Annotated in this window: 23 protein-coding genes; 15 read left to right on the top strand and 8 right to left on the bottom strand. The window is 51.4% G+C overall.

From position 1 onward, the window contains the following. The 5 genes from ACTBZS_RS08345 to rplI all read left to right on the top strand — a co-directional run. Nucleotides 1–2,324 (top strand): ATP-binding protein (locus tag ACTBZS_RS08345; RefSeq protein ID WP_463043819.1); only part of this gene is annotated, 2,324 nt, incomplete at its 5' end. A 116-nt stretch (nt 2,325–2,440) separates the two neighbouring features. Then, entirely contained in the window at nt 2,441–2,827 is a 387-nt protein-coding gene (gene rpsF, locus ACTBZS_RS08340; protein ID WP_460431346.1) for a 30S ribosomal protein S6, read from the top strand. Next, nucleotides 2,824–3,132 (top strand): primosomal replication protein N, encoded by a 309-nt coding sequence (priB, locus tag ACTBZS_RS08335; protein WP_460431347.1) that lies wholly within the window; start codon nt 2,824–2,826, stop codon nt 3,130–3,132. The genes rpsF and priB overlap by 4 nt, the downstream gene beginning before the upstream one ends. Nucleotides 3,133–3,151: 19 nt before the next feature. Continuing rightward, a complete protein-coding gene (gene rpsR, locus ACTBZS_RS08330) occupies nt 3,152–3,379 on the top strand; it encodes a 30S ribosomal protein S18 (RefSeq protein WP_022653068.1) in 228 nt (75 codons plus the stop codon). An 18-nt stretch (nt 3,380–3,397) separates the two neighbouring features. After that, a complete protein-coding gene (gene rplI / locus ACTBZS_RS08325; RefSeq protein WP_022653069.1) occupies nt 3,398–3,847 on the top strand; it encodes a 50S ribosomal protein L9 in 450 nt (149 codons plus the stop codon). Nucleotides 3,848–3,897: 50 nt separating this feature from the next. Here the strand turns inward: rplI and ACTBZS_RS08320 are convergent, their stop codons facing one another. Together ACTBZS_RS08320 and ACTBZS_RS08315 are read right to left on the bottom strand one after the other, a co-directional pair. After that, nucleotides 3,898–4,662, bottom strand: a complete 765-nt coding sequence (locus ACTBZS_RS08320) for a competence/damage-inducible protein A (protein WP_463043818.1) — start codon at nt 4,660–4,662, stop codon at nt 3,898–3,900. A gap of 22 nt (nt 4,663–4,684) precedes the next feature. Beyond that, nucleotides 4,685–5,854: a hypothetical protein gene (locus ACTBZS_RS08315; RefSeq protein WP_463043817.1), complete on the bottom strand. Its 1,170-nt coding sequence runs from the start codon at nt 5,852–5,854 to the stop codon at nt 4,685–4,687. A gap of 149 nt (nt 5,855–6,003) precedes the next feature. Between ACTBZS_RS08315 and ACTBZS_RS08310 the strand changes: the two genes are divergently transcribed. The 9 genes from ACTBZS_RS08310 (at nt 6,004) to ppnP (ending at nt 13,926) form a co-directional block, all read left to right on the top strand. Further along, the gene (locus ACTBZS_RS08310) at nt 6,004–6,531 is read left to right on the top strand and encodes an RNA pyrophosphohydrolase (RefSeq protein WP_022653072.1); all 528 of its coding nucleotides are present in this window, start codon (nt 6,004–6,006) and stop codon (nt 6,529–6,531) included. Nucleotides 6,532–6,638: 107 nt separating this feature from the next. Next, nucleotides 6,639–8,609 carry a DNA topoisomerase IV subunit B gene (gene parE / locus ACTBZS_RS08305; RefSeq protein ID WP_022653073.1) on the top strand — a complete coding sequence of 657 codons (1,971 nt, stop codon included), beginning with the start codon at nt 6,639–6,641 and terminating at the stop codon, nt 8,607–8,609. After that, nucleotides 8,587–9,234 carry a hypothetical protein gene (locus ACTBZS_RS08300; protein ID WP_463043816.1) on the top strand — a complete coding sequence of 216 codons (648 nt, stop codon included), beginning with the start codon at nt 8,587–8,589 and terminating at the stop codon, nt 9,232–9,234. The genes parE and ACTBZS_RS08300 overlap by 23 nt, the downstream gene beginning before the upstream one ends. A gap of 15 nt (nt 9,235–9,249) precedes the next feature. After that, nucleotides 9,250–10,026 carry a tRNA pseudouridine(38-40) synthase TruA gene (gene truA, locus ACTBZS_RS08295; RefSeq protein ID WP_463043815.1) on the top strand — a complete coding sequence of 259 codons (777 nt, stop codon included), beginning with the start codon at nt 9,250–9,252 and terminating at the stop codon, nt 10,024–10,026. Between the two features lie 2 nt (nt 10,027–10,028). Further along, complete coding sequence (locus tag ACTBZS_RS08290) at nt 10,029–10,667, top strand: phosphoribosylanthranilate isomerase (RefSeq protein ID WP_027405129.1); 639 nt, start codon at nt 10,029–10,031, stop codon at nt 10,665–10,667. Then, nucleotides 10,654–11,853 (top strand): tryptophan synthase subunit beta, encoded by a 1,200-nt coding sequence (gene trpB, locus ACTBZS_RS08285; protein WP_022653077.1) that lies wholly within the window; start codon nt 10,654–10,656, stop codon nt 11,851–11,853. The genes ACTBZS_RS08290 and trpB overlap by 14 nt, the downstream gene beginning before the upstream one ends. Further along, a complete protein-coding gene (gene trpA, locus ACTBZS_RS08280) occupies nt 11,853–12,644 on the top strand; it encodes a tryptophan synthase subunit alpha (RefSeq protein ID WP_463043814.1) in 792 nt (263 codons plus the stop codon). Before trpB ends, trpA begins: the two co-directional genes overlap by 1 nt. Nucleotides 12,645–12,714: 70 nt before the next feature. After that, nucleotides 12,715–13,581, top strand: a complete 867-nt coding sequence (accD, locus tag ACTBZS_RS08275) for an acetyl-CoA carboxylase, carboxyltransferase subunit beta (RefSeq protein ID WP_460431353.1) — start codon at nt 12,715–12,717, stop codon at nt 13,579–13,581. A 30-nt stretch (nt 13,582–13,611) separates the two neighbouring features. Beyond that, nucleotides 13,612–13,926 carry a pyrimidine/purine nucleoside phosphorylase gene (gene ppnP, locus ACTBZS_RS08270; protein ID WP_022653080.1) on the top strand — a complete coding sequence of 105 codons (315 nt, stop codon included), beginning with the start codon at nt 13,612–13,614 and terminating at the stop codon, nt 13,924–13,926. A gap of 12 nt (nt 13,927–13,938) precedes the next feature. Here ppnP and ACTBZS_RS08265 read toward each other — a convergent pair whose 3' ends face one another. From ACTBZS_RS08265 to ACTBZS_RS08240, 6 genes are all read right to left on the bottom strand, one after another. Next, a complete protein-coding gene (locus tag ACTBZS_RS08265; RefSeq protein WP_463043813.1) occupies nt 13,939–14,541 on the bottom strand; it encodes an ANTAR domain-containing response regulator in 603 nt (200 codons plus the stop codon). A gap of 59 nt (nt 14,542–14,600) precedes the next feature. Further along, nucleotides 14,601–15,350: a uroporphyrinogen-III C-methyltransferase gene (gene cobA / locus ACTBZS_RS08260; RefSeq protein WP_463043812.1), complete on the bottom strand. Its 750-nt coding sequence runs from the start codon at nt 15,348–15,350 to the stop codon at nt 14,601–14,603. Nucleotides 15,351–15,525: 175 nt separating this feature from the next. After that, nucleotides 15,526–16,107, bottom strand: a complete 582-nt coding sequence (gene sodB, locus ACTBZS_RS08255) for a superoxide dismutase [Fe] (protein WP_022653528.1) — start codon at nt 16,105–16,107, stop codon at nt 15,526–15,528. 125 nt (nt 16,108–16,232) lie between these two features. Then, a complete protein-coding gene (locus tag ACTBZS_RS08250) occupies nt 16,233–19,310 on the bottom strand; it encodes an efflux RND transporter permease subunit (RefSeq protein WP_463043811.1) in 3,078 nt (1,025 codons plus the stop codon). Next, nucleotides 19,307–20,443, bottom strand: coding sequence for an efflux RND transporter periplasmic adaptor subunit (locus ACTBZS_RS08245; protein ID WP_460431111.1), 1,137 nt, complete (start codon nt 20,441–20,443; stop codon nt 19,307–19,309). The genes ACTBZS_RS08250 and ACTBZS_RS08245 overlap by 4 nt, the downstream gene beginning before the upstream one ends. Beyond that, complete coding sequence (locus ACTBZS_RS08240; protein ID WP_463043810.1) at nt 20,440–21,090, bottom strand: TetR/AcrR family transcriptional regulator; 651 nt, start codon at nt 21,088–21,090, stop codon at nt 20,440–20,442. Before ACTBZS_RS08240 ends, ACTBZS_RS08245 begins: the two co-directional genes overlap by 4 nt. Before the next feature lie 214 nt (nt 21,091–21,304). On the opposite strand from ACTBZS_RS08240, the gene ACTBZS_RS08235 reads away from it, so the two are divergent. Beyond that, nucleotides 21,305–21,509 (top strand): hypothetical protein (locus tag ACTBZS_RS08235; protein WP_463043809.1); only part of this gene is annotated, 205 nt, incomplete at its 3' end.

Below are 21,509 nucleotides of genomic sequence, written 5' to 3'. Positions count from 1 at the left end.
ACTTTACCTTGATTGCGCGTTACCCTCGCTACAGTGAAAAAGACTTTGGCCAGCCTGTCCCCTCCCACAATCCGATTCGTCAACGGATTGAAGCTGGCGAACGGTGGGGCGGGCTGCAATATGTGGCAACCACCGATGGCCTACCCCGTATTGGCAGTTTTCAAGTATTAGATCGCTCACCTTTCTTTGTCCAAGTCGCCTTTGCTGAGGAAGATTTTTTAGCTGCTTGGCAGCAAAATGCGCTATTAACGTTAGGTTTATATGTTTTGCTTGCTGTGGGTATTTTGGCGGTGCAATGGCGGTTTGAACGGGCACGAACACGCGAACAGATTGCGACAGCAAGATGGCGAGTCGAACAAGAACGGGTGACCGAAAGCGAAGACCTGCTACGGCGAGTGATCGATGCGATGCCCCATGCGGTGATTGTCAAAGATGCCGCTGGTCGGTTTGTTATCACCAATCGCACCGTGGCCCGTCTTTATCACACCACACCCGAGGCGATGGTCGGTAAAGATGACGGCGACTTTAACCCCAACACAGAGCAAGTGGCGTTTTTCCGCCGCAATGTGCAAGAGATTATTGCCGGTGGGGTGCCGCAGGTTATCCGCGAAGATGTCAGTGATGCGATTACCGGTGTCGTGCACCGTTTCCAATCGGTGAAAGTCCCTTTTGCTGGCCGCGATGGCAAGCCGAACGTGTTAATTGTGGCGACTGATATCACTGAGTTGGTCGATACCCAAGCCCGTTTACATGCCAGTGAGGAACGCTTGGCCTATGCGATGGCGGCAACCGGCGAAGGGGTGTGGGATTGGTCGATTCCAGATGATAGAGCTGATCACAATGAACGCTGGGGACAGATTCTCGGTTTAGAGGATGTGCCACCTTCTCATCCTGTGTCGTTTTTTGTTGACCGCATCCATCCCGAGGATCGGCAACGGGTCATGGCAGCGGTGAAAGAGGCGCTGGAAACCGATTGTGATTATTTTTCTGAACACCGTGTGCAATGGCCAGATGGCCGTGTGTTGTGGGTGCAAGATCGTGGTCGGGTGGTGGTACGCGATGCCGAGGGGCGGCCGTTGCGGATGGTGGGGTCGATTCGTGATATTACGCAAAATAAACGCAATGAGCTGGCGCTGATTGAGGCAAAACAAGCGGCGGAAGCGGCCAATGTCGCGAAGAGCCGTTTTCTTGCCACCATGAGCCATGAAATCCGCACGCCCATGAATGGCATTCTTGGCATGGCACAGATGTTATTGATGGAAGGCATCAGCGATGCCGACCGACAAGACTACGCCCGCACCATTCTGAACTCCGGTGAAACACTGCTTGCCTTGCTCAATGACATTCTCGACTATTCCAAAGTTGAAGCCGGCAAATTGTCGCTAGAAATGACGGTCTTTGCCCCGAAACAGCTATTACATGAAACCCAAGCCTTGTTTGTGGAAAGTGCACGGGCGAAAGGCTTGCACCTTGTGACCACATGGCAAGGCGCAGCGGCGGCGTGTTACCGCAGCGACCCACACCGGTTACGACAGATGCTGAATAATCTGATTAACAATGCCATTAAATTTACCCTTGAGGGTGAAGTCTCTCTCCGTGGGCAAGAGGTGGTGGCTGATGATGGTACGCTGTGTCTCGAATTTACTGTGACAGATACTGGCATTGGCATTCCACTCGATAAACAAAATGTATTGTTCAAACCCTTTAGCCAAGTGGATGACTCCACTACCCGCCAATTTGGTGGCACTGGGCTAGGCCTGTCGATTGTGAAAAGCCTAGCGCGGGCGATGGGGGGCAATGTCGGTGTCGAGAGTACCCCAGGACAAGGCAGCCGTTTTTGGTTCCGCATTGCAGTGGAACGAGCCGCAGTGACTGAACTACAGCAACCGTTCACACAAGCGAATATACCGGTGATGCGTTCGCACACTGGTCAGCGCCGTCGGGTGTTGGTAGTCGAAGACAACACCATCAACCAACGGGTGTTGCTGGCGTTGTTGGCTAAGCTCGGGGTTGAAACGGCACTGGCAGAAAATGGCCATCAGGCTGTTGACATCATCACCCGTGGTGAAATGTTTGATGCCGTATTGATGGATTTGCAGATGCCAGACATGGACGGGCTAGAGGCCACACGCCATATTCGTGCTTGGGAACATGCCAATCACTGTGTCCCTTTGCCGATTATTGCCCTCACTGCAGATGCGTTTGCCGAAGACCGCCAGCGTTGTTTAGATGCGGGGATGAATGACCATTTGTCCAAGCCAATTCATCTGCATCATTTGCAAAAGACTTTGGCTCATTATTTTATCGAACTCGCAAACGCTTAGGTGGCTGGTGTTTTTTCTTGTTTGATGTTGGCTTTTCGCGTATAGTCCGCGCCTTTACGCAACCCTTGCCTTCCCGCAAACGCATGGCGGAAGGCTGTTATCCAAAAGGAGATCTCATGCGTCATTACGAAATCGTTTTCATCGTCCATCCGGACCAAAGCGAACAAGTACCTGCAATGGTTGAGCGTTACAAAGGCATGGTATTAGGTCGCGAAGGTGGCAAAATTCACCGTTTGGAAGACTGGGGCCGTCGTCAACTGGCTTACCCAATCCAGAAGCTGCACAAAGCTCACTATGTTCTGATGAACATCGAGTGCGACAAAGAAACATTGGAAGAAATCGAACACGCTTTCAAATTCAACGATGCCGTTCTGCGTCATCTGACCATCAAAATGGACGAGGCCGTGACTGAGCCTTCCCCAATGATGAAAGAAGAAAAAGCGAAAAACCTGCTCGACGCTAGCGCACCTGCTGCCGCTGCCGAAGAAGCACCACAGGCTTGATCTCTGACAATCAGGTTCGGATTTACGGCCAATTAGTGGACATGCCTGCGTTGCGTTACACCCCTGCAGGGATTCCCTTAGTCGAATGTGTTTTGCTGCATGAATCAGTGCAATCTGAAGCGGGCTTTTCGCGACAAGTCAACTGCCAAATCGACATGATTGCCGCAGGGGAAATCGCAGAAAAACTAGTCCGTTGCTCGGTGCCAGTCGCTTGTACTGTCCACGGCTTCCTAGCAGCAAAAAATCGCCGTAATCCGCGTCTGGTGCTGCATGTACAGCACATCGAACTCGATACAACGAATTGAATTTTAGAAGGTGAAAACAATGGCTCGCCAATTGTTCAAGCGTCGCAAATTTTGCCGCTTTACCGCTGAAGGTATCAAACAGGTCGATTACAAAGCAGTTGACCTGCTGAAAGATTTTATCGCTGAAAACGGCAAGATTATTCCTGCCCGTATCACCGGCACCAAAGCTCGCTATCAGCGTCAGCTGTCTACCGCTATCAAGCGCGCTCGTTTCTTGGCTCTGATGCCTTACACCGATCAGCACTAAGATTAGGAGCGAAGAATTATGCAAATCATTCTGCTGGAAAAAGTGGCCAACTTGGGTCAACTGGGCGATGTGGTTAAAGTTAAAGATGGTTACGCTCGTAACTTCTTGATCCCACAAGGTAAAGCAAAACGCGCTACCACCGCTAACTTAGAAGCTTTCGAAGCACGTCGTGCTGAATTGGAAGCCAAACAAGCTGCTATTTTGGCTGACGCACAAGCACGTGCTGAGAAGCTGAATGGCGCAGTGGTGACCATCGCTCAGAAAGCCGGTGTTGATGGCCGTCTGTTCGGTGCTGTGACCAACGCTGACATCGCTGAAGCTATTGCGGCTTCTGGCGTGGAAGTGAAGAAATCTGACGTGCGTTTGCCAAACGGCCCATTCAAGGCTATCGGTGAATACAACGTTGAAATCGCGCTGCATCACGACGTGATCGTCGAAATCAGCGTGACCGTGGTAGCTGAAGCTTAATTCAGTCTAGCCATCAAAAAAGCGCCACAGCTTGCTGTGGCGTTTTTTTTTTAGCGTTGTCGGATGGCTTCGACCTGTCGCTGTTGGGCTTTGAAAGTATTGGCCAGTTCATTGGCCGCCAGCGCTGCCAGTTGCGGTGGGCCGCTGATACCAAACTCGACGTGCGGTGGGGTGTCGGCATCGCCAAAACTCGGCAAGCTAGAAAACCCCAGCGTGGGATAACGCGCAACAAAATCTTGCATCACATCAATCATATCGCCTTCGCGACTGTGTAAAACACGGAATAAAAATTCCACTTCTTTTTCTGTCGGAAAATGTGCGGCATATTGCGTATCCAATACCCATTCAATCATCGGCCATGCCATGCTGGGAAATCCCGGGACAAAGTGATGTTGTCCTACGCTAAACCCCGGCATTTGATTGACAGGATTGGGAATAAGCGTGGCATGGGCGGGGATATTGACCATGTTAATCCGGTGTGGATAGGCTTCGTCACCAAACCGTCCCTCAACAATAATTTTACCTTCGGGGTGAATCGCCAACGGTTGTTGATGGGCTGCTGCCGCACATTGCCGTGTATGGTCGTCTGGGGTGGAGCCAATTCCGCCAAAGCTGAATAACACGGTATCGGCCTGACGATGGCGCGTGATGGCAGCCGTAATCGCCTCGGGGTTATCGCCAATATAGTCTGCCCATGCCAACTTAAGACCGCGTGCCGCTAGAATCCGAATCAAGGCCGTGAGGTGTTTATCTTGTCTTTTTCCCGACAAAATTTCATCGCCAATAATCATGGCGCCAAACTGTAACTGTGGCATGTCAATTCCTTACTGTGCGCGATTAGTGCTTGATGCGTTCAAAGACTTTTTGCACGGCTTGTGGTCGGCTTAAACCGTGTTGCATTTCTTTTTCAATCATACTTTCTACTTTTGCTTCATCGCCCTTGAAATGACGCACAATCTGTTTGTATGGATCACCGCCAGCATTATTGCCATGACCGTGAGGCGGTGTAGGTGGGGGACGGCGGCCTAATTCGCCGGGTTCAAAATGACCGCCGGCAATCGGTGCTCGGGCGTTTTTTCGACCACTCCACCATGTCCAACCTCCCAACAAGCCGATAATAAAGACCAGACCACCGACTAAAGCCAATAGCTCTTTCCAGCGGCTGGCACTGGCCTCGTTACGGACTTCGGGACGGCTGCTGCTATTGCTGCTGGCGACGGCATCGGCTGGTGGCGGCGGCGTGGTGGCTTGATTGCCTACGGCGCTGACTTCGCCGGTGGCAACAGCAGCTTTTTCCGCCAATTCGGTGGCGGCTTCTTGACTGGCTGGGCCACCCTCGGCAGCCAGCGGCGCTCGCCATTGCACTTGTAAGGCTTTAAAGGCACTGTTTTCACTGCTGAGATCACGAGTGGCTTGTAGTGCAGCGAAGGTAAATTGTGTCCGTGCGGTGCGGCCTAATACCGTCCCTGCTTTAAAGGCATGGCCTGCTTCGGGTGGTTCGTCCATATTCAGCGGTTGATAGCGGCCGAGGGTGCGATCATCATGTTCTAAGGTGATAATCCACTCACCAAATGGCGTGGCTTTGACTTCAACCACACGGCCATCACGGGCAACCCGCGCTGGAATGTCTTTTAACGTTGCAAACTCATACCCTGCCGCGCTATTCCACACCGGATCGCGATCGAGTGGGCGCAGATAGCGCGCTTCGGGGTGATGTTGGGCGGTAAAATCACCGATCGCCTCGTGCCATTTCAACATCGAGGCCGATAGCGCCGCATTTTTAATCAACACCAGCTCGGTTTTGCCCTGTGGTGGTACCACTTCAACAATCGGCTGTGCTGGGCCGCCCGTGACGGGTTCGAGTTGCACCCGAGCAAAACCGGCACCGCTGTTATGAGCGATGATGTGTGCCCCTTGTGGGCTGGTGGTGAGTTCAAGCGTGATCTCGGCCCAGCTGTAAGTGCTACACAGTGCCAAGGCAAACGCGATTAAGGGTTTCTTTGTCATAAGCAATCAACTGATAATTCTTTGAGAATAAAAGCAATATGTCATCATGACGATAGCGCAATAAGTCCTCCATTGTGCCACGGCTTTTGCACCATGTGCCGAAGTATGAAACAATCGGCCGCAAATATTTTCGCTTGCAAGGTTCACACATGCTGGATAGGGACGGCTACCGCCCCAACGTCGGTATCATCTTATGTAACGCCAAAAATCAGGTTTTTTGGGGCAAACGCGTGCGCGAACATTCTTGGCAATTTCCTCAAGGAGGCATTAAGCCAGGAGAAAGCCCCGAGGCGGCGATGTATCGCGAATTGATGGAAGAAGTGGGTTTAAGTCCACACCATGTCAAGATTTTGGGCCGGACACGAGATTGGTTACGCTACGATGTGCCGACACATTGGGTGCGCCGTGAGTGGCGCGGCAGTTATCGCGGTCAAAAACAAATTTGGTTTTTATTGCGTCTGGTCGGACGCGATTCGGATGTTTGTTTGCGCGCAACACACCACCCCGAATTTGATGCGTGGCGTTGGAACCAATATTGGGCGCCTCTCGATTCAGTGATTGAGTTTAAGCGCGGGGTGTATGAAATGGCGTTGACCGAACTGTCACGGCTCTTAAAAGGTCTTGAACCGCGCTATGCTTCGTCAATCGTTGGCGATCTCCCTCATCCTGAACAATGAAAAAGACCTGCCGCTGTTGAGGATGTGAACAAGGCAAGTGAACCCCCTCGTGATAGGTCAGTCTGGATAGACTGGCCTTTTGCATTTTCTGGCAAGAAAGTAGGTTTATGGCAGCTGCACAATATGATGAATCTTCGGTACGGGTGTTAAAAGGACTAGAACCGGTCAAAGAACGCCCCGGCATGTATACCCGCACCACAGATCCAACCCATATCTGTCAAGAAGTGATTGATAACGCGGCGGATGAGGCGCTGGGTGGTTTTGCTAAACGAATGACCGTGATGTTGCACCTCGATGGCTCGTTATCCGTCGAGGACGACGGGCGCGGTATTCCCGTTGGTTTACATCCAGAAGAACAGATTCCGGTGGTGGAATTGGTATTTACTCGCCTGCACGCTGGCGGCAAATTTAATAAAAAAGATGGCGGTGCGTATGCCTTCTCTGGGGGCTTGCATGGTGTGGGGGTTTCGGTCACCAATGCCCTATCCACTCGCTTAGAAGTGGAGGTCAAGCGCGAAGGCGGTGTCTATCGCTTGGTGTTTGCCGGCGGAGAGGTAATTGAACCGCTGCAACGGATTGGCGACTGTTCGGCAAAAACCAGCGGTACCAAAGTGCGCGTGTGGCCAGATGCCCGTTATTTTGAATCGGGACGCTATGCCCTTACCGAGTTAGAACGACTGTTACGAGCCAAAGCGGTATTGCTGCCGGGGGTCGAAGTGACGCTGGCACAAGAAAAGGCTGATGGCAGCATCGACCGTACCACTTGGCGTTATCCCAAAGGGCTCAGTAGCTATTTGCAAGAGCTGTGTGGAGAAAACGAACCGATTGCGACCCCTTTTGTCGGCGAAAACTATGTCACGGCGGGTGACGAGCAATTTGCCCAAGGGGAAGGGGCGGCATGGGCGGTGGCATGGTTTGAAGAAGGTGCTGGTGGCGAAAGCTATGTCAATCTGATTCCCACCGCCTCCGGTGGCACCCATGAGTCGGGATTACGCAGCGGGATTTTCGATGCCCTGCGTAGTTTTATTGACCACCACAATCTATTGCCGCGTGGGGTGAAACTACAGGCGGAAGACGTGTGGGGACGGGTGCGTTTTGTTTTGTCCGCACGTCTGCTTGATCCACAGTTCCAAGGGCAAACCAAAGAGAAGCTCAACAACCGTGATGCAGTGAAATTAGTCGCCAATATGGTGCGCGATCCGTTTGAGGTGTGGCTGAATCAGGCGGTAGAAGAAGGGAAAAAAATCGCTGAATTGGCGATTCGACAAGCGCAAGCGCGCTTGCGCGCAGTTAAAAAAGTCGAAAAGAAAAAAGGCTCGGGCATTGCGGTGTTACCGGGGAAATTGACCGACTGCGAAAGTGAAGACATCAGCCGCAATGAATTATTTTTAGTGGAAGGTGATTCGGCCGGAGGATCAGCCAAATTAGCACGTGATAAAGAATATCAAGCTATTTTGCCGCTGCGCGGTAAGGTGATTAACACATGGGAAATGGAGCGCGAAGAACTGTTCCGCAATCAAGAAGTGCATGATATTGCGGTGGCGATTGGCGTTGACCCACATGGCCCACACGATGCAGTGGATTTAAGCGGTCTGCGTTACGGAAAAATTGCTATTTTGTCCGATGCCGATGTCGATGGCTCTCATATTCAAGTGTTGTTATTGTCCTTGTTCTATCGCCATTTCCCGCGCCTGATTGCCCAAGGTCATATTTATGTGGCGCAACCACCGCTGTTCCGCGTTGATGTACCCGCGCAAGGGAAAACGCGCCCTGCCCGTAAACTGTATGCCCTTGATGAGGCCGAGCTAAAACATATTCTCGACCGTTTACGCGGCGAAAAAATTAAAGAAGACAGTTGGTCGATTAGCCGCTTTAAGGGATTGGGCGAGATGAACCCTGAACAATTGCGTGATACCACCATGCACCCCGATACCCGTCGTTTACTGCCGGTGCAAGTGATGCCGGAGGCGGTCGCCCAAACCAATGAGATGTTTACCTTGTTGATGGCCAAAGGCGAAGCGGCCAGCCGCCGGTCATGGATGGAACAACGCGGCCATGAAGTCGAAGCCGACATCTAAACCAGCATGGCTACACCCCGCCAGCTATTTTCTGTTGTGGGCGGGTGTGTTGCTGTGGGTGCAAGGGTTAGCGTTGTCTTGGTTGTTGCTGATGAGCGCAGGCTGGTTGTTATTAGCGTGTTGGTGTAGTTGGCCGGCGATGCGGATTGGCCTGCGGCGTTTGCTGCCCTTGGTGGTCGTGGCATATGTGGCATTTGGCTGGACAGTGCCGGGGGATGCTGCGTGGCCAAGTCAATACGCCCCTTCTTGGCAAGGTCTGCTTGTCGCCAGTCGTCATAGCGGCCAGCTGCTGTTGATGAGTGCCGTGGCGCGCTGTGTGTTGTGGTATCTGTCGCGGGATGAAGTGTTATTAGGCTTGCGAACTCTATTATGGCCACTGCGTGGTTGTCGCATTGAGGTCGATCGTTTGGCTTTGCAAGTGGCGTTGACCTTATACCAAGTGGATGAATTTCTCAGCCGCCAACCCTTGCGCTGGCAAGAGGTACAAGAGGCGTTGCGAAATTGGCAGCAACCGCTGCCGCATCTCCCTGCAATCACGTTACAATCGCGGCGTTTTGCCCTGCGCGATGGACTGGTTTTTTTGGTGTTTGGGCTGGTGGTGCTTGGTGGGTATCAAATTGGATAGAGAAAGAAGGTGAGCATGGCGCGAATTGCGCTAGGCGTGGAGTATGCCGGTAGTCTGTATCATGGCTGGCAAAGCCAACCAGACGGCAATACGGTGCAAGATCATTTGCAAACAGCCTTAAGTCAGATTGCCGGCGAAGCGATTGCGGTGATTGCTGCGGGTCGTACCGATACGGGTGTCCATGCCAGTGGGCAGGTGGTGCATTTTGATACCGAGGTGGTCCGGCCTTTGTCCGCATGGGTGCGTGGGGTGAATCGCTTTTTGCCACCGGATATTGCTGTGCAATGGGCACATCCTGTCGCCGACCATTTTCATGCTCGTTTCTCGGCTTTTGCTCGGCGTTATCGTTATGTGTTGCTCAATCGACCTACGCGACCCGCCTTAGGGCAAGGGCAACTGGGGTGGTTTCATGCGCCGTTAGACCTCGCTGCAATGCAGCAGGCGGCAGTGTATTTGCAGGGTGAGCATGATTTTTCTTGCTTTCGGGCGGCAGAATGTCAGGCGAAATCGCCGATTAAACACCTCACTCGTGCGGCCTTGTGGCAGCAAGACAATAAAATTATCTTTGAATTTCAAGCCAATGCTTTTCTCCATCACATGGTACGCAATATGGTGGGGGCGTTGGTGTATGTCGGCAAAGGTGCGCATCCGCCGTCATGGATGCAGCAGCTCTTAGCCGCCAAAGACCGCCGCTTTGCCCCGCCAACTTTTATGCCTGATGGTTTGGTATTAACTGCAGTTGGCTATCCAGCAGAATTTGCCTTGCCAGCGCCCTGTTTCTCTGAGGAATGATGATGTCGCTTACCCCCCTTCGTCCACGTGTTAAAGTCTGTGGCATCACCCGTCCTGAAGATGGTCAAGCGTGTGCCGCACTGGGTGCTGACGCCATTGGCTTGGTATTTTATCCGCCTAGCCCGCGTGCGGTGACGGTGGCACAGGCGCAGGCAGTGGTGGCGGCATTGCCGCCGTTTGTGACGGTGGTGGCGCTGTTTGTCGATCCCACTGTCGAAGAGGTCAATCACGTCCTAGAGGCCGTGCCGATTGATGTTCTACAGTTTCATGGTGATGAATCCGCTGCCTTTTGTCGTCAATTCCATCGCCCCTACCTCAAGGCAGTACGCGTTCAGGCGGGGCTGAATCTGCTACACTACGCCTCCTTATACCCCGATGCCCGTGCTTTATTAACCGATGCCTACCAACCTGGTGTGCCGGGGGGAACGGGACATCGCTTTGATTGGTCTTTACTTCCTGAATCGTTGCCGTTGCCGTTGATTCTGTCCGGTGGCCTCGATCCAGACAATATCGCCTTAGCAGTGGCGCAGGTGAAACCTGCTGCTGTGGATGTCTCCAGTGGTGTGGAAGCAGCCAAGGGCATTAAGGATGCTGCCAAAGTGGCGGCTTTTATCGCAGGAGCATGTTATGCACCCTTATGATTTGCCGGACGAACGTGGCCATTTTGGCCGTTACGGCGGCGTGTTTGTTGCCGAAACCTTGATGACGGCATTAGAAGAATTAAAAACCGAATACGCCAAAGCAAAAGCCGACCCCGCTTTTATGGCCGAATTTCACCATGAGCTGGCGCATTATGTCGGTCGTCCTAGCCCGATTTATCATGCCCAGCGCTGGTCTGCTGCCTTGGGTGGTGCACAAATCTACCTCAAGCGTGAAGACTTAAATCACACTGGTGCCCATAAAATTAACAATGCCATTGGTCAGGCACTGTTGGCGCGCCGGATGGGTAAAAAACGGGTGATTGCTGAGACTGGCGCCGGTCAACACGGCGTGGCAACGGCTACCGTGGCCGCCCGTTATGGCATGGAATGTATCGTGTATATGGGGGCAGAAGATGTGCAGCGCCAAGCGCCCAACGTCTTCCGCATGAAACTGCTTGGTGCCACAGTGGTGCCGGTGGAATCGGGCTCGCGCACTTTAAAAGACGCGCTGAACGAAGCCATGCGCGATTGGGTGACCAATGTGGATTCGACATTCTATATCTTAGGGACGGCGGCTGGCCCACATCCTTACCCGATGATCGTGCGTGATTTTGTGTCGGTGATTGGCGAAGAATGTTTGACCCAAATGCCTGCCATGTTGGGACGACAACCGGATGCCGTGGTCGCTTGTGTGGGTGGTGGTTCCAACGCTATCGGCATTTTCTATCCTTACATTCCTCATCCGGATGTTCGCCTGATTGGGGTGGAAGCCGGTGGTGATGGCGTTGAAACGGGCCGCCATGCCGCCCCATTAAATGCAGGCCGACCAGGTGTCTTACATGGTGCACGGATGTATCTGATGCAGGATGAAAATGGTCAGATTGCCGAGACCCATTCGGTATCGGCTGGCCTCGATTATCCGGGTGTTGGCCCTGAGCATAGCTATTTGAAAGACATTGGCCGCGCTGAATATGTGGCAGTGACCGATAGCGAAGCCTTGGCTGCCTTCGATGATTTATGTCGGTTCGAAGGGATTATCCCCGCCTTAGAGTCTAGCCACGCTTTGGCCTATGCCAAAAAACTGGCCCCAACCTTGCCGGCCGATCAGGTTATTCTGGTCAATCTGTCGGGACGTGGTGATAAAGACATCAATACTGTGGCACGGATGCGGGGGTTGGAACTGTAATGGACAATCGTATTGATCGTTGTTTTGCTGGATTACAAGGGCGGAAAGCCCTGATCCCCTTTATCACTGCTGGTGACCCTGATGCAACACAAACGGTGCCGCTGATGCAGGCTTTAGTGGCCGGAGGCGCTGACATCATTGAATTGGGGATTCCGTTTTCCGATCCGATGGCCGATGGCCCAACCATTCAACGGGCCAGCGAACGCGCCTTACGGCGTGGCATGACCTTGAATAAGGTATTGGCGTTGGTGGCTGAGTTTCGTCAACATAACCAACACACGCCTGTGGTATTGATGGGTTATCTCAACCCATTAGAGGCGATGGGCTATGCTGAATTTGCCGCAGCGGCACAGGCTGCGGGGGTAGACGGGGTGTTGACCGTGGATTGTCCACCGGAAGAAGCCGATGAGCTGGCGCCTGCATTACAGGCACAAGGCTTGGCACCGGTGTTTTTAGTGGCACCAACAACCCCACTGGCACGCGTACAGGCCTTGGCAAAACATGCACAAGGTTATGTCTATTATGTGTCGTTAAAAGGGGTCACCGGCGCCGCAACGCTCGATCCACAAGCGGTGGCTCAGCGTGTTAATGAATTGAAAACCTTAATTCCACTCCCTATTGGGGTGGGATTTGGCATCCGCGACGCCGCCAGTGCGCGCGCGATTGGTGAGGCAGCCGACGCTGTGGTCATCGGTAGCCGTTTGGTCGAAGAAATCGAACGCTCTGGGGCGCAGGCTGCACACAATCTCACCGAATTTTTATCTGGTATCCGTGCAGCATTGGATGCCTAATTCGTAAAAAAACTTACTTAACAAACGCTCCCGCCCGCCTTCTCGCGGGCGGTTGTGTTGTGGAGGCTCCATGAGCTGGTTAAACAAGCTATTGCCACCGAAAATCAAGAAAGACAGTAAAACCAACAAGTCCGGTGTGCCGGAAGGGTTGTGGAGTAAATGTTCTGCCTGTGAAGCGGTGTTGTATCACACCGATTTGGAAAACAATCAACATGTTTGCCCCAAGTGCAACCATCACAATCCATTATCGGCACGCGCACGTTTAGAAGTGTTATTGGATGAAGAAGGCCGGCGTGAAATCGGTGCTGAAGTGGTGCCAATGGATATTTTGAAGTTTAAAGACAGCAAAAAATATCCTGACCGCTTAGTCGCAGCGAAAGAAGACACCGGCGAAGAAGATGCTTTGGTGGTGATGCAAGGCAGTATTCTGACCCATCCGATTGTGATTGCTGCATTTGAATTTCGTTTTATTGGTGGTTCGATGGGTTCGGTGGTGGGAGAGCGTTTTGTGCGCGGTGTCCAAGCTGCCGTTGAAGCCAATGCACCTTTTGTCTGTGTGTCTGCCTCTGGTGGTGCGCGGATGCAAGAAGGGTTAAATTCATTGATGCAGATGGCAAAAACCAGTGCTGCTTTGCACCTGTTATCAGAAAAACAACTGCCATTTATTTCGATTCTGACCGACCCGACAATGGGTGGTGTATCGGCCTCGTTTGCTTTCTTAGGTGATGTGGTATTGGCTGAGCCGGGGGCGTTAATTGGTTTTGCTGGCCCACGAGTGATTGAACAAACCGTACGCGAAACATTGCCAGAAGGGTTCCAACGCGCCGAGTTTCTATTGCAAAAAGGGGCGATTGATATGATTGTCGACCGCCGGCAAATGAAACAGCGATTGGCCGATTTGGTGACATTGTTGATGAAACAACCTGCAATTGCTTAAAAAACAGCTTATTCACAAGGGAAATAAGAGATGAGTCAAGTCTTTGAAAATGTCAGTGTTAATAAACTGGCGAATGTCTATTTTGATGGTAAATGTGTTAGCCATAGCCTGACTTTGGCTGATGGCACAAAAAAATCGGTTGGGGTTATTCTGCCGGCAAACTTAACATTTAATACCGCCGCCGCCGAAGTGATGGAACTGTTGCAGGGGCAATGCCGTGTGACCTTGGCGGGTGAAAGCGAAGCCCGCAGCTATCAGGGTGGTGAGTCTTTCTCTGTGCCAGCCAATAGCAGCTTCCAAATCGAAGTGACAGAAACTTTACATTACGTCTGCCACTTCGCCTAATTCGCTTAGGTGTTAGGCATGTGGGTGTAAGTTCAAACGCTCACATGCTGCCACAATCTCAGTGGCTTGTTGTGGCAAACTCAGGTGATGTTGGTGTGCCTGTTGTTGCAACCATTCTGCCGCTTGTTGACGTGTTAAATGATGACGTTCCATCAAAATCCCGACCGCTACGGCAATTAAATGTTGTTTTGTTGCGCCGGCGGCTTGTCCTGCTACCGTTGCAGCAGCAGCGCTGGTGGCCAGCGGTAAACGCTGATAGGTGCCAGAGACGGCAGTGACCAAATCTTGTGCCTCTACCGGCTTTACCAGATAGGCCACGATATTTTTATGTTGGCAACTGAGTGGCTGTGAATCATGATCCCCCAACACTAAACAAGGGGTATCCGGATAATGCGCCAAGAACTGCACCAGCTCAAAACCATTTCCATCTGGTAAATCTAAGTCAACAATCGCGAGTGCATATGGGGCGCGATTTTGTTCAATGCGTTGACGTGCATCGGCTAACGTCGGGCTGCGACTGACTTCATAGCCAGCCAATTCCAAAGCCGTGGCTAAACCAGCAGCGAGAACACGTTCATCTTCAACTAATAACAAGCGTAGGTTGGCAGCAGTCAAGGCAAGTCTCCAAACAAGGTCGATAGCATCCCCTTATTTCGTGAGCCAAACAGATGCTGTTATGCCGCTGAAACAAGGTGTGGCAGAGTATCACGCCATGTTTTTTCTTTCACTACCTCACCCAACACAATAATTGCTGGGCTGCCGTAGCCACCGGCTTCAACATCAGCCGCTAGACGAGACAGTTCGCTGATTAAGATGCGTTGTTGTGGTGTGGAGGCGTGTTGAATGACCGCTGCTGGCATGGTTTCCGGCATACCCGCTTGTCGCCATTCTTGACATAACACATTGATATTTTGCATTCCCATATACACCACCAACGTAGTACCACCCGCAACCAATGCCGGCCAGTTCGGTTGTGAACCGTCGCGGCGATGGCCGGTGATAAAAGTGACGCCTTGGGTGTGATCGCGATGGGTGAGTGGAATATCTGCCTGTGTTGCTGCGACCAAACCTGCGGTTAAACCATTGATCACCTGACAGGCAATACCATGTTCGGCTAAAAATGCGACTTCTTCCCCACCACGTCCAAAAAGCATGGGATCGCCTCCTTTAAGCCGCACGACGGTTTTTCCTTGGCGGGCATAACGTAGCATGAGCCGTTGGATAAAGGCTTGTGGTGTCGAACGACATCCCCCGCGTTTGCCAACGGGAATGATTTTGCACTGTGCTGGCGCGAACTGCAGAATATCAGGGTTCACTAAGTCATCGACCAACACGACTTCTGCTTGTTGTAAGCAACGCATGGCCTTGATGGTCAACAACTCCACATCCCCCGGCCCAGCCCCAACTAAAAATACCTTCGCCACGTCACACGCCCTCACACAAATTTCTCTAAGGCATAAGAATGTCAGTTTTAAGCGCAATAGAGAAATATCAATTGGTTATTTGTTCATGTTGAGCGGCAGGCTGTGAAGAAAAAATTGAAGTAAATGCAAAAAAACCCCGTTCAGCACGGGGTTTTGCGAAGCAGCAGCGCTGAGATTAGGCAGCGAAGCGTTCGGCGACGGCATTCCAGTTTACCAACTTCCAGAAACCTTCCAGATAGTTAGGACGGCTGTTGCGATAGTCGATGTAATAAGCATGTTCCCACACATCACAGGTCAACAAAGCGGTTTTATCGCTGGTCAATGGAGTGGCGGCATTGCTGGTGGAGACTAACTCTAACGAGCCATCGGCGGCTTTTACCAACCATGCCCAACCAGAACCGAAGGTTCCAGCAGCAACGGCATTAAAAGCTTTTTTGAACTCGTCAAACGAACCCCATTTCGCGTTGATGGCTTCAGCCAATGCACCAGTGGGTTCGCCACCAGCGTTTGGTGCCAAGCTCAGCCAATAGAAAGTGTGGTTCCACACTTGTGCTGCATTGTTGAAGATACCGCCGGAGGATTTTTTGACAATCTCTTCCAGAGTGGCATTTTCAAACTCGGTCCCTTTAATCAGGTTGTTCAAGTTTGTGACATAAGTTTGATGATGTTTGCCGTAGTGAAACTCCAAGGTTTCTTTGGAGATATGCGGTGCCAAAGCATCGAGGGCATAGGGCAAAGTGGGCAGTGTGTGTTCCATGAAAAAACCTCTCGTTATGAAATAAAAAACATCAGTAACAGCCTGCGGCGGCTTACATGAGGGGAGCATGGCAAAAAGCAAGCCCCCAACTCAGGAAGGAATAGCCGACTAAAATAGTACACCATTTAGGTCGTCGCTGGGGGACGAATCTTAAACCATTGGGCATACAAGGCAGGGAGGAATAACAAAGTAAGCACCGTTGCTACTAACAAGCCGCCCATGATGGCCACTGCCATCGGGCCCCAGAAAATACTGCGCGTTAACGGCACCATCGCCAAAATTGCCGCTGCTGCGGTCAACATAATCGGACGGAAGCGGCGAATGGTACTGCCTAAAATGGCCTCCCACGGATGAATGCCATCACGGATATCATGTTCGATCTGATCGACCAAAATCACCGAGTTACGCATAATCATCCCTGCCAGTGCAATCACGCCCAACATCGCCACAAAACCAAACGGCGCATGGAACAAAATCAAGGTTAAGGTAACACCGATCATGCCCAAGGGTGCGGTGAGCAATACCAATAAGGTGCGTTGGAAGCTTTGCAGCTGCAACATCAACAAGGTGACCACCACCAATAGCATTAACGGTTGCACCGCAGCAATCGCATCTTGCGACTTCTTACTGGCCTCCAGCGACCCACCTAACTCAATGCGGAATCCGGTAGGCAGTTCTTTTTCTAATGCCTGCATTTTGGGCCACAGGGCAATCGACACATCTGCCGCTTGTACGCCCTCGGCAACATCTGCCCGCACGGTGATAGTCGGCATCCGATTGCGCCGCCAAATAATGCTTTCTTCCGAAGCGTATTGCACGCTGGCAATTTGTGCCACAGGGATAAACTTGCCAGAGGACGTTTGTACCATTAACGCGCCGATTTGTTCGACTGCGTGGCGCTCTCCTTCATCTAACCGTGCCACCACCTCAATACTGCGGTCGTTTTCGCGTAATTCGGTGACAGCTGCTCCCGAAATCAACATATTGAGTTGCCGTGACAGCCCTTGTGTGGAAATACCAAGGCTGCGGGCGCGATCTTGGTCGATCTCTAACCGCAAGACTTTGATATTTTCACCCCAGTCGATATTGACATGACGAGTGCGCGGATCATTGCGCATCATCGCTTCCACTTTCGCCGCACTGGCACGCAATTTAGCCACATCGTCACCCGACACACGGAATTGCACCGGATAGCCAACGGGCGGCCCGTTTTCTAGGCGAATAACCCGCCCGCGTACCATCGGGAAATCGGTTTCAAACAGCTGGCTGATTTTGTCTTTGACCTGATCGCGTACCTCTTCATCTCGCGTCATAATCATCAACTGTGCATAGTTCAGATGTGGCTGTTGTTGATCTAATGGCAAATAAAAACGTGGGCTGCCGCCGCCAACATAGCTGGTCAATGACACAATCCGTTCATCACCTGCCAGCTTTTGTTCGAATTTTTTCACTTCGGCTTCTGTGGCGTGGAAAGTTGCGCCCTGTGGTAACCACATATCAACCAACAATTCCACTCGACTGGAGGCCGGAAAGAACTGCTGTTGCACAAATAACTTAAAGGCAACCAACGAACCGATAAAAGCTAAAAACGTGGCAACAATAACGAACTTACGATGATGTAAACACCATGTTAAGACATGGCGGAAGCGTTGGTAAAACGGCTTGTGATAGACGTCATCGTGATGGCTGTCGGCAGCCACTTTATGCTCTTTCAACAGTTTGTAACCGATGAAAGGGGTAAATACCACGGCCACTACCCACGACAACACCAAGGCAATCGCTACCACGGCAAATAAACTAAAGGTGTATTCGCCAGCATTGGATTTGGCTAAACCAACGGGTAGAAAGGTGGCGGCGGTAATCAAGGTACCCGTGAGCATGGGGAAAGCGGTACTGGTATAGGCAAAGGTGGCCGCGCGCAGTCGATTCCAGCCCTGTTCTAGCTTTAAGGCCATCATTTCAACTGCAATAATCGCGTCATCCACCAGCAAGCCCAGCGCAATAATCAGCGAGCCGAGTGAAATGCGTTGTAATTCAATGCCAAAAATCCACATGGCGAGGAAAGTCATCGCCAACACCAAAGGAATCGACAATGCCACCACAATGCCGGTTTTCAGGCCAAGGCTAAATAAACTGACCGCCAACACGATGACTACCGCTTCAATCAACGAACGCATAAACTCATTGACGGAGGATTTCACCACCTTGGGCTGGTCGGAGACCGCATGAATTTCTACCCCAATCGGCATTTGTGCATGCAGTCGATCCACAAATTGATTCAGCTCTTTGCCTAAGCGAATAACATCACCGCCTTTTCGCATCGAGATGGCTAAACCCAAGGCTGGCTTACCATCAAAGCGCATGCGGAACCCCGGGGGATTGGCGAAATCACGCTCTACTTTGGCTAAATCGCCCAAGCGGAAGGTTCGATCACCCGCCTTAATCGGGGTGTTGCTAATTGTGGTGACCGAATCATATTCACCGCTCACCCGTACCGGGATTCGTTCACTGTCGGTTTGATATTCCCCTGCCGGATCGACGGCATTTTGTTCACGCAGTGCCGCCCAAACGGTTTGAATATCAATGCCCAATGCGGCAAGGCGCGCCGAATCGAGTTTGACGTAAATTTTTTCTTCTTGCTCGCCAACAATATCGACTTTTGCCACATCTTGAATCAGCAAGGCTTGTTGCCGTGCATAATCGATATAGCGTCGTAACTCTTCTTGGCTAAAACCATCGGCAGTAAAGGCATAGATATTGCCAAAGGTATCGCCAAACTCATCATTAAAAAAGGGACCGCGTGCTTCGGCGGGTAGTTTGCCTTCGGCTTTTAAATCCCCCAGTTTTTTACGTACCCGATACCACACATCGGATACTTCTTTCGCCCGTAGTTCTTCGCGCAAGCTAATCACCATTTGTGTTTCGCCGCTTTTGCTAAAGCTTTTGACGAAATCAATCTCGGCAATCTCTTGCAGCTTTTTTTCAACACGATCGGTCACTTGCCGTTCAACCTCTTCGGCACTGGCCCCGGGCCAAGTGACTTTGACCAACATCGCTTTAAAGGTGAATTCGGGGTCTTCTTTTTGTCCTAATTTGCCATACGCAAACACCCCCGCCACCATCAATACCACCATCAGGTATTGCACTAAAGCAGCATGGCGAATCGCCCACTCTGACAAATTGATGCCGGATTTTTTGTTCATGATGCGGCTTTCTCCGTCACCGGTTGCGGTGCCAGCAAGGCAGGTTTACCGGGGGCGGGGTTAGCATCCACCCGTGCCACCTTTTGACCTTCTCGTAATAAATGCACCCCAGCGGTGACGATTTCCTCCCCCGCTTGTAGTCCTTGGCTAATCCACACTTGCTGTTGTTCGAGCCGTTGCACTTGCACCGCACGTTTTTTAACAGTGAGGGTTTTGCCATCCAGCACCCAAACCGATTGTTGTTGTTTCTCTGCTAAAAGCGCAGTCAGTGGAATGGCAAAGGCGGTTTTTTCTGTGCTAGAAGAGACATGGGCAACGCTGGCACTCATGCCCAACGCAATCTCTTGATCGGGGTTAAGAATTTGGATACGGGCGCTATAGGTTCGGGCTTGTGGATCGGCTTGTGGCGCAAGTTCACGCAATTTGCCCTGATAAACCTTATCACGCGACCACAGCCGCACTTGAAATGCAGTGGCTTGCTTAAAATGGGCAAGGCGTGATTCGGGGATCGAGATTTTGACTTCTTTCTCACTGGGGATGGCTAACCGTGCCACGGCTTGCCCAGCTTGTACCACTTGCCCAGCCTCGGCATACACTTCGCTGATAATCCCTGCTTGTTCAGCAGTGAGGCGAGTGTATTGTGTACGGTTGCTGCTGACACCGAGATCTGCTTGTGCCTGCTTCACTTTTTCTCGTGCTACGTTGACGCCATTTTGACGGCGATCAAACTCGGCTTGGCTAATAAATTGCTGTTGCAGCAATTCGCGGTAACGATTGAGGTCGAGCTCTTGTTGCCGCAAATCACTTTCCGCCCCCGCCAATTGTGCACGTTTTGCGCTGGCCTCTAAACCATAGTCACTCGGTTCGAGACGGGCGATGTCTTGTCCTGCTTGTACCTGCTGACCGACTTCCACTAAACGGGCGCTGATTTTTCCTGCCACTCGGAAACTCAATGGAATTTCATAACGGGCACGAATTTCTCCTGCATAGACTTGTAGAGATGCGGCCTGTGCATTGTGTAGCACTGTGGTACGAACAGGACGAATATCTTGATACTCAGAGGGTGTGGCATTGCAGGCAGCAAGCAAAACACTTCCTGCCAGCAGTGCATAGCGAAAATGACATGAGTTCATTGTGAGTTTCCAGAAGGCACTGGGGCCGATAAGCCACACAGCAGAATGTCGTACACCGCATCCAGATAATGCGGAAAATCCATCGGTTTAGCTTCGAAGTGGGCAAACGAATGTTGCCAAATCATGCCCATGATGACGGGAGCAATCATCACCTCAACAGCTTGGTTGATATTCAGTGAACGAAACTCCCCGCGTGCAATGCCATGAGCCAGTACATTGGCGACCAAGCGGCGGCCACGACAAATCACTTCTTCATAATAAAAGCGAGCCAGCTCAGGAAAATTCGACACCTCACCAATCATCAGCTTGGGTAAACCTGCCACCAAATCATTGTCACGAACCAGTGTGCCCCATTGCTGTAGCAAACGGCGCAGGAGTTCAGGCGCCGAACAGTCAGTGTCGTTTAGCACCTGCTCTAACTCCGCCACACGAGGCAAAAGCGTTTCACGAACCACTGCTTTGAGTAGTTCTTCTTTATTGGCGTAATACAGATACACCGTCCCTTTGGTGACACCGGCGTGTTTGGCGATGTCTTCCATGCGAGTGGCGCTATAACCGTGTTTGACAAAGCACTCTAAAGCCGCCGCCAGAATTTCCTCCGGCCGTGCTTGTTTGCGTCGTGACCAACGTTGAGGGCAACAAAGCATAGATTATTACTGAATGGTTGTTCAGGAAGGTGTGAAATGTACGCTGCTCAACGATTGATGACAATCATTAAATGAACTGTTGTTCATTATGTTTGTTGGTGTATTGATTTTTAGGTCAGAAAAGAGACGTATTGGAGAGATCGAAGCCTGTCTTAGCGTTCTCGTCTCATCAGCCAACAGTTAGAAAGGGGTCAATCCTATTGCGAGACGAAGCATGTTATCTGCATTCATCTTCTGGATTTTTACTTATTTGATGAGCATACAGAACAAACCTCATGGCGGTTTGAACTGCGCGATTGACAGAAATCCCCAGCTAAAGGAAGGAAGAACAACTGTGTGTCATCACACGACAACGTGCGGTGTGGAATTAAAACACCAATATCATTACTTTACAGCAAGATGGCATATAAGAATGTATG

Source organism: Aquaspirillum sp., from assembly GCF_055136605.1.
This window is presented reverse-complemented; position numbering and strand designations above follow the sequence as displayed.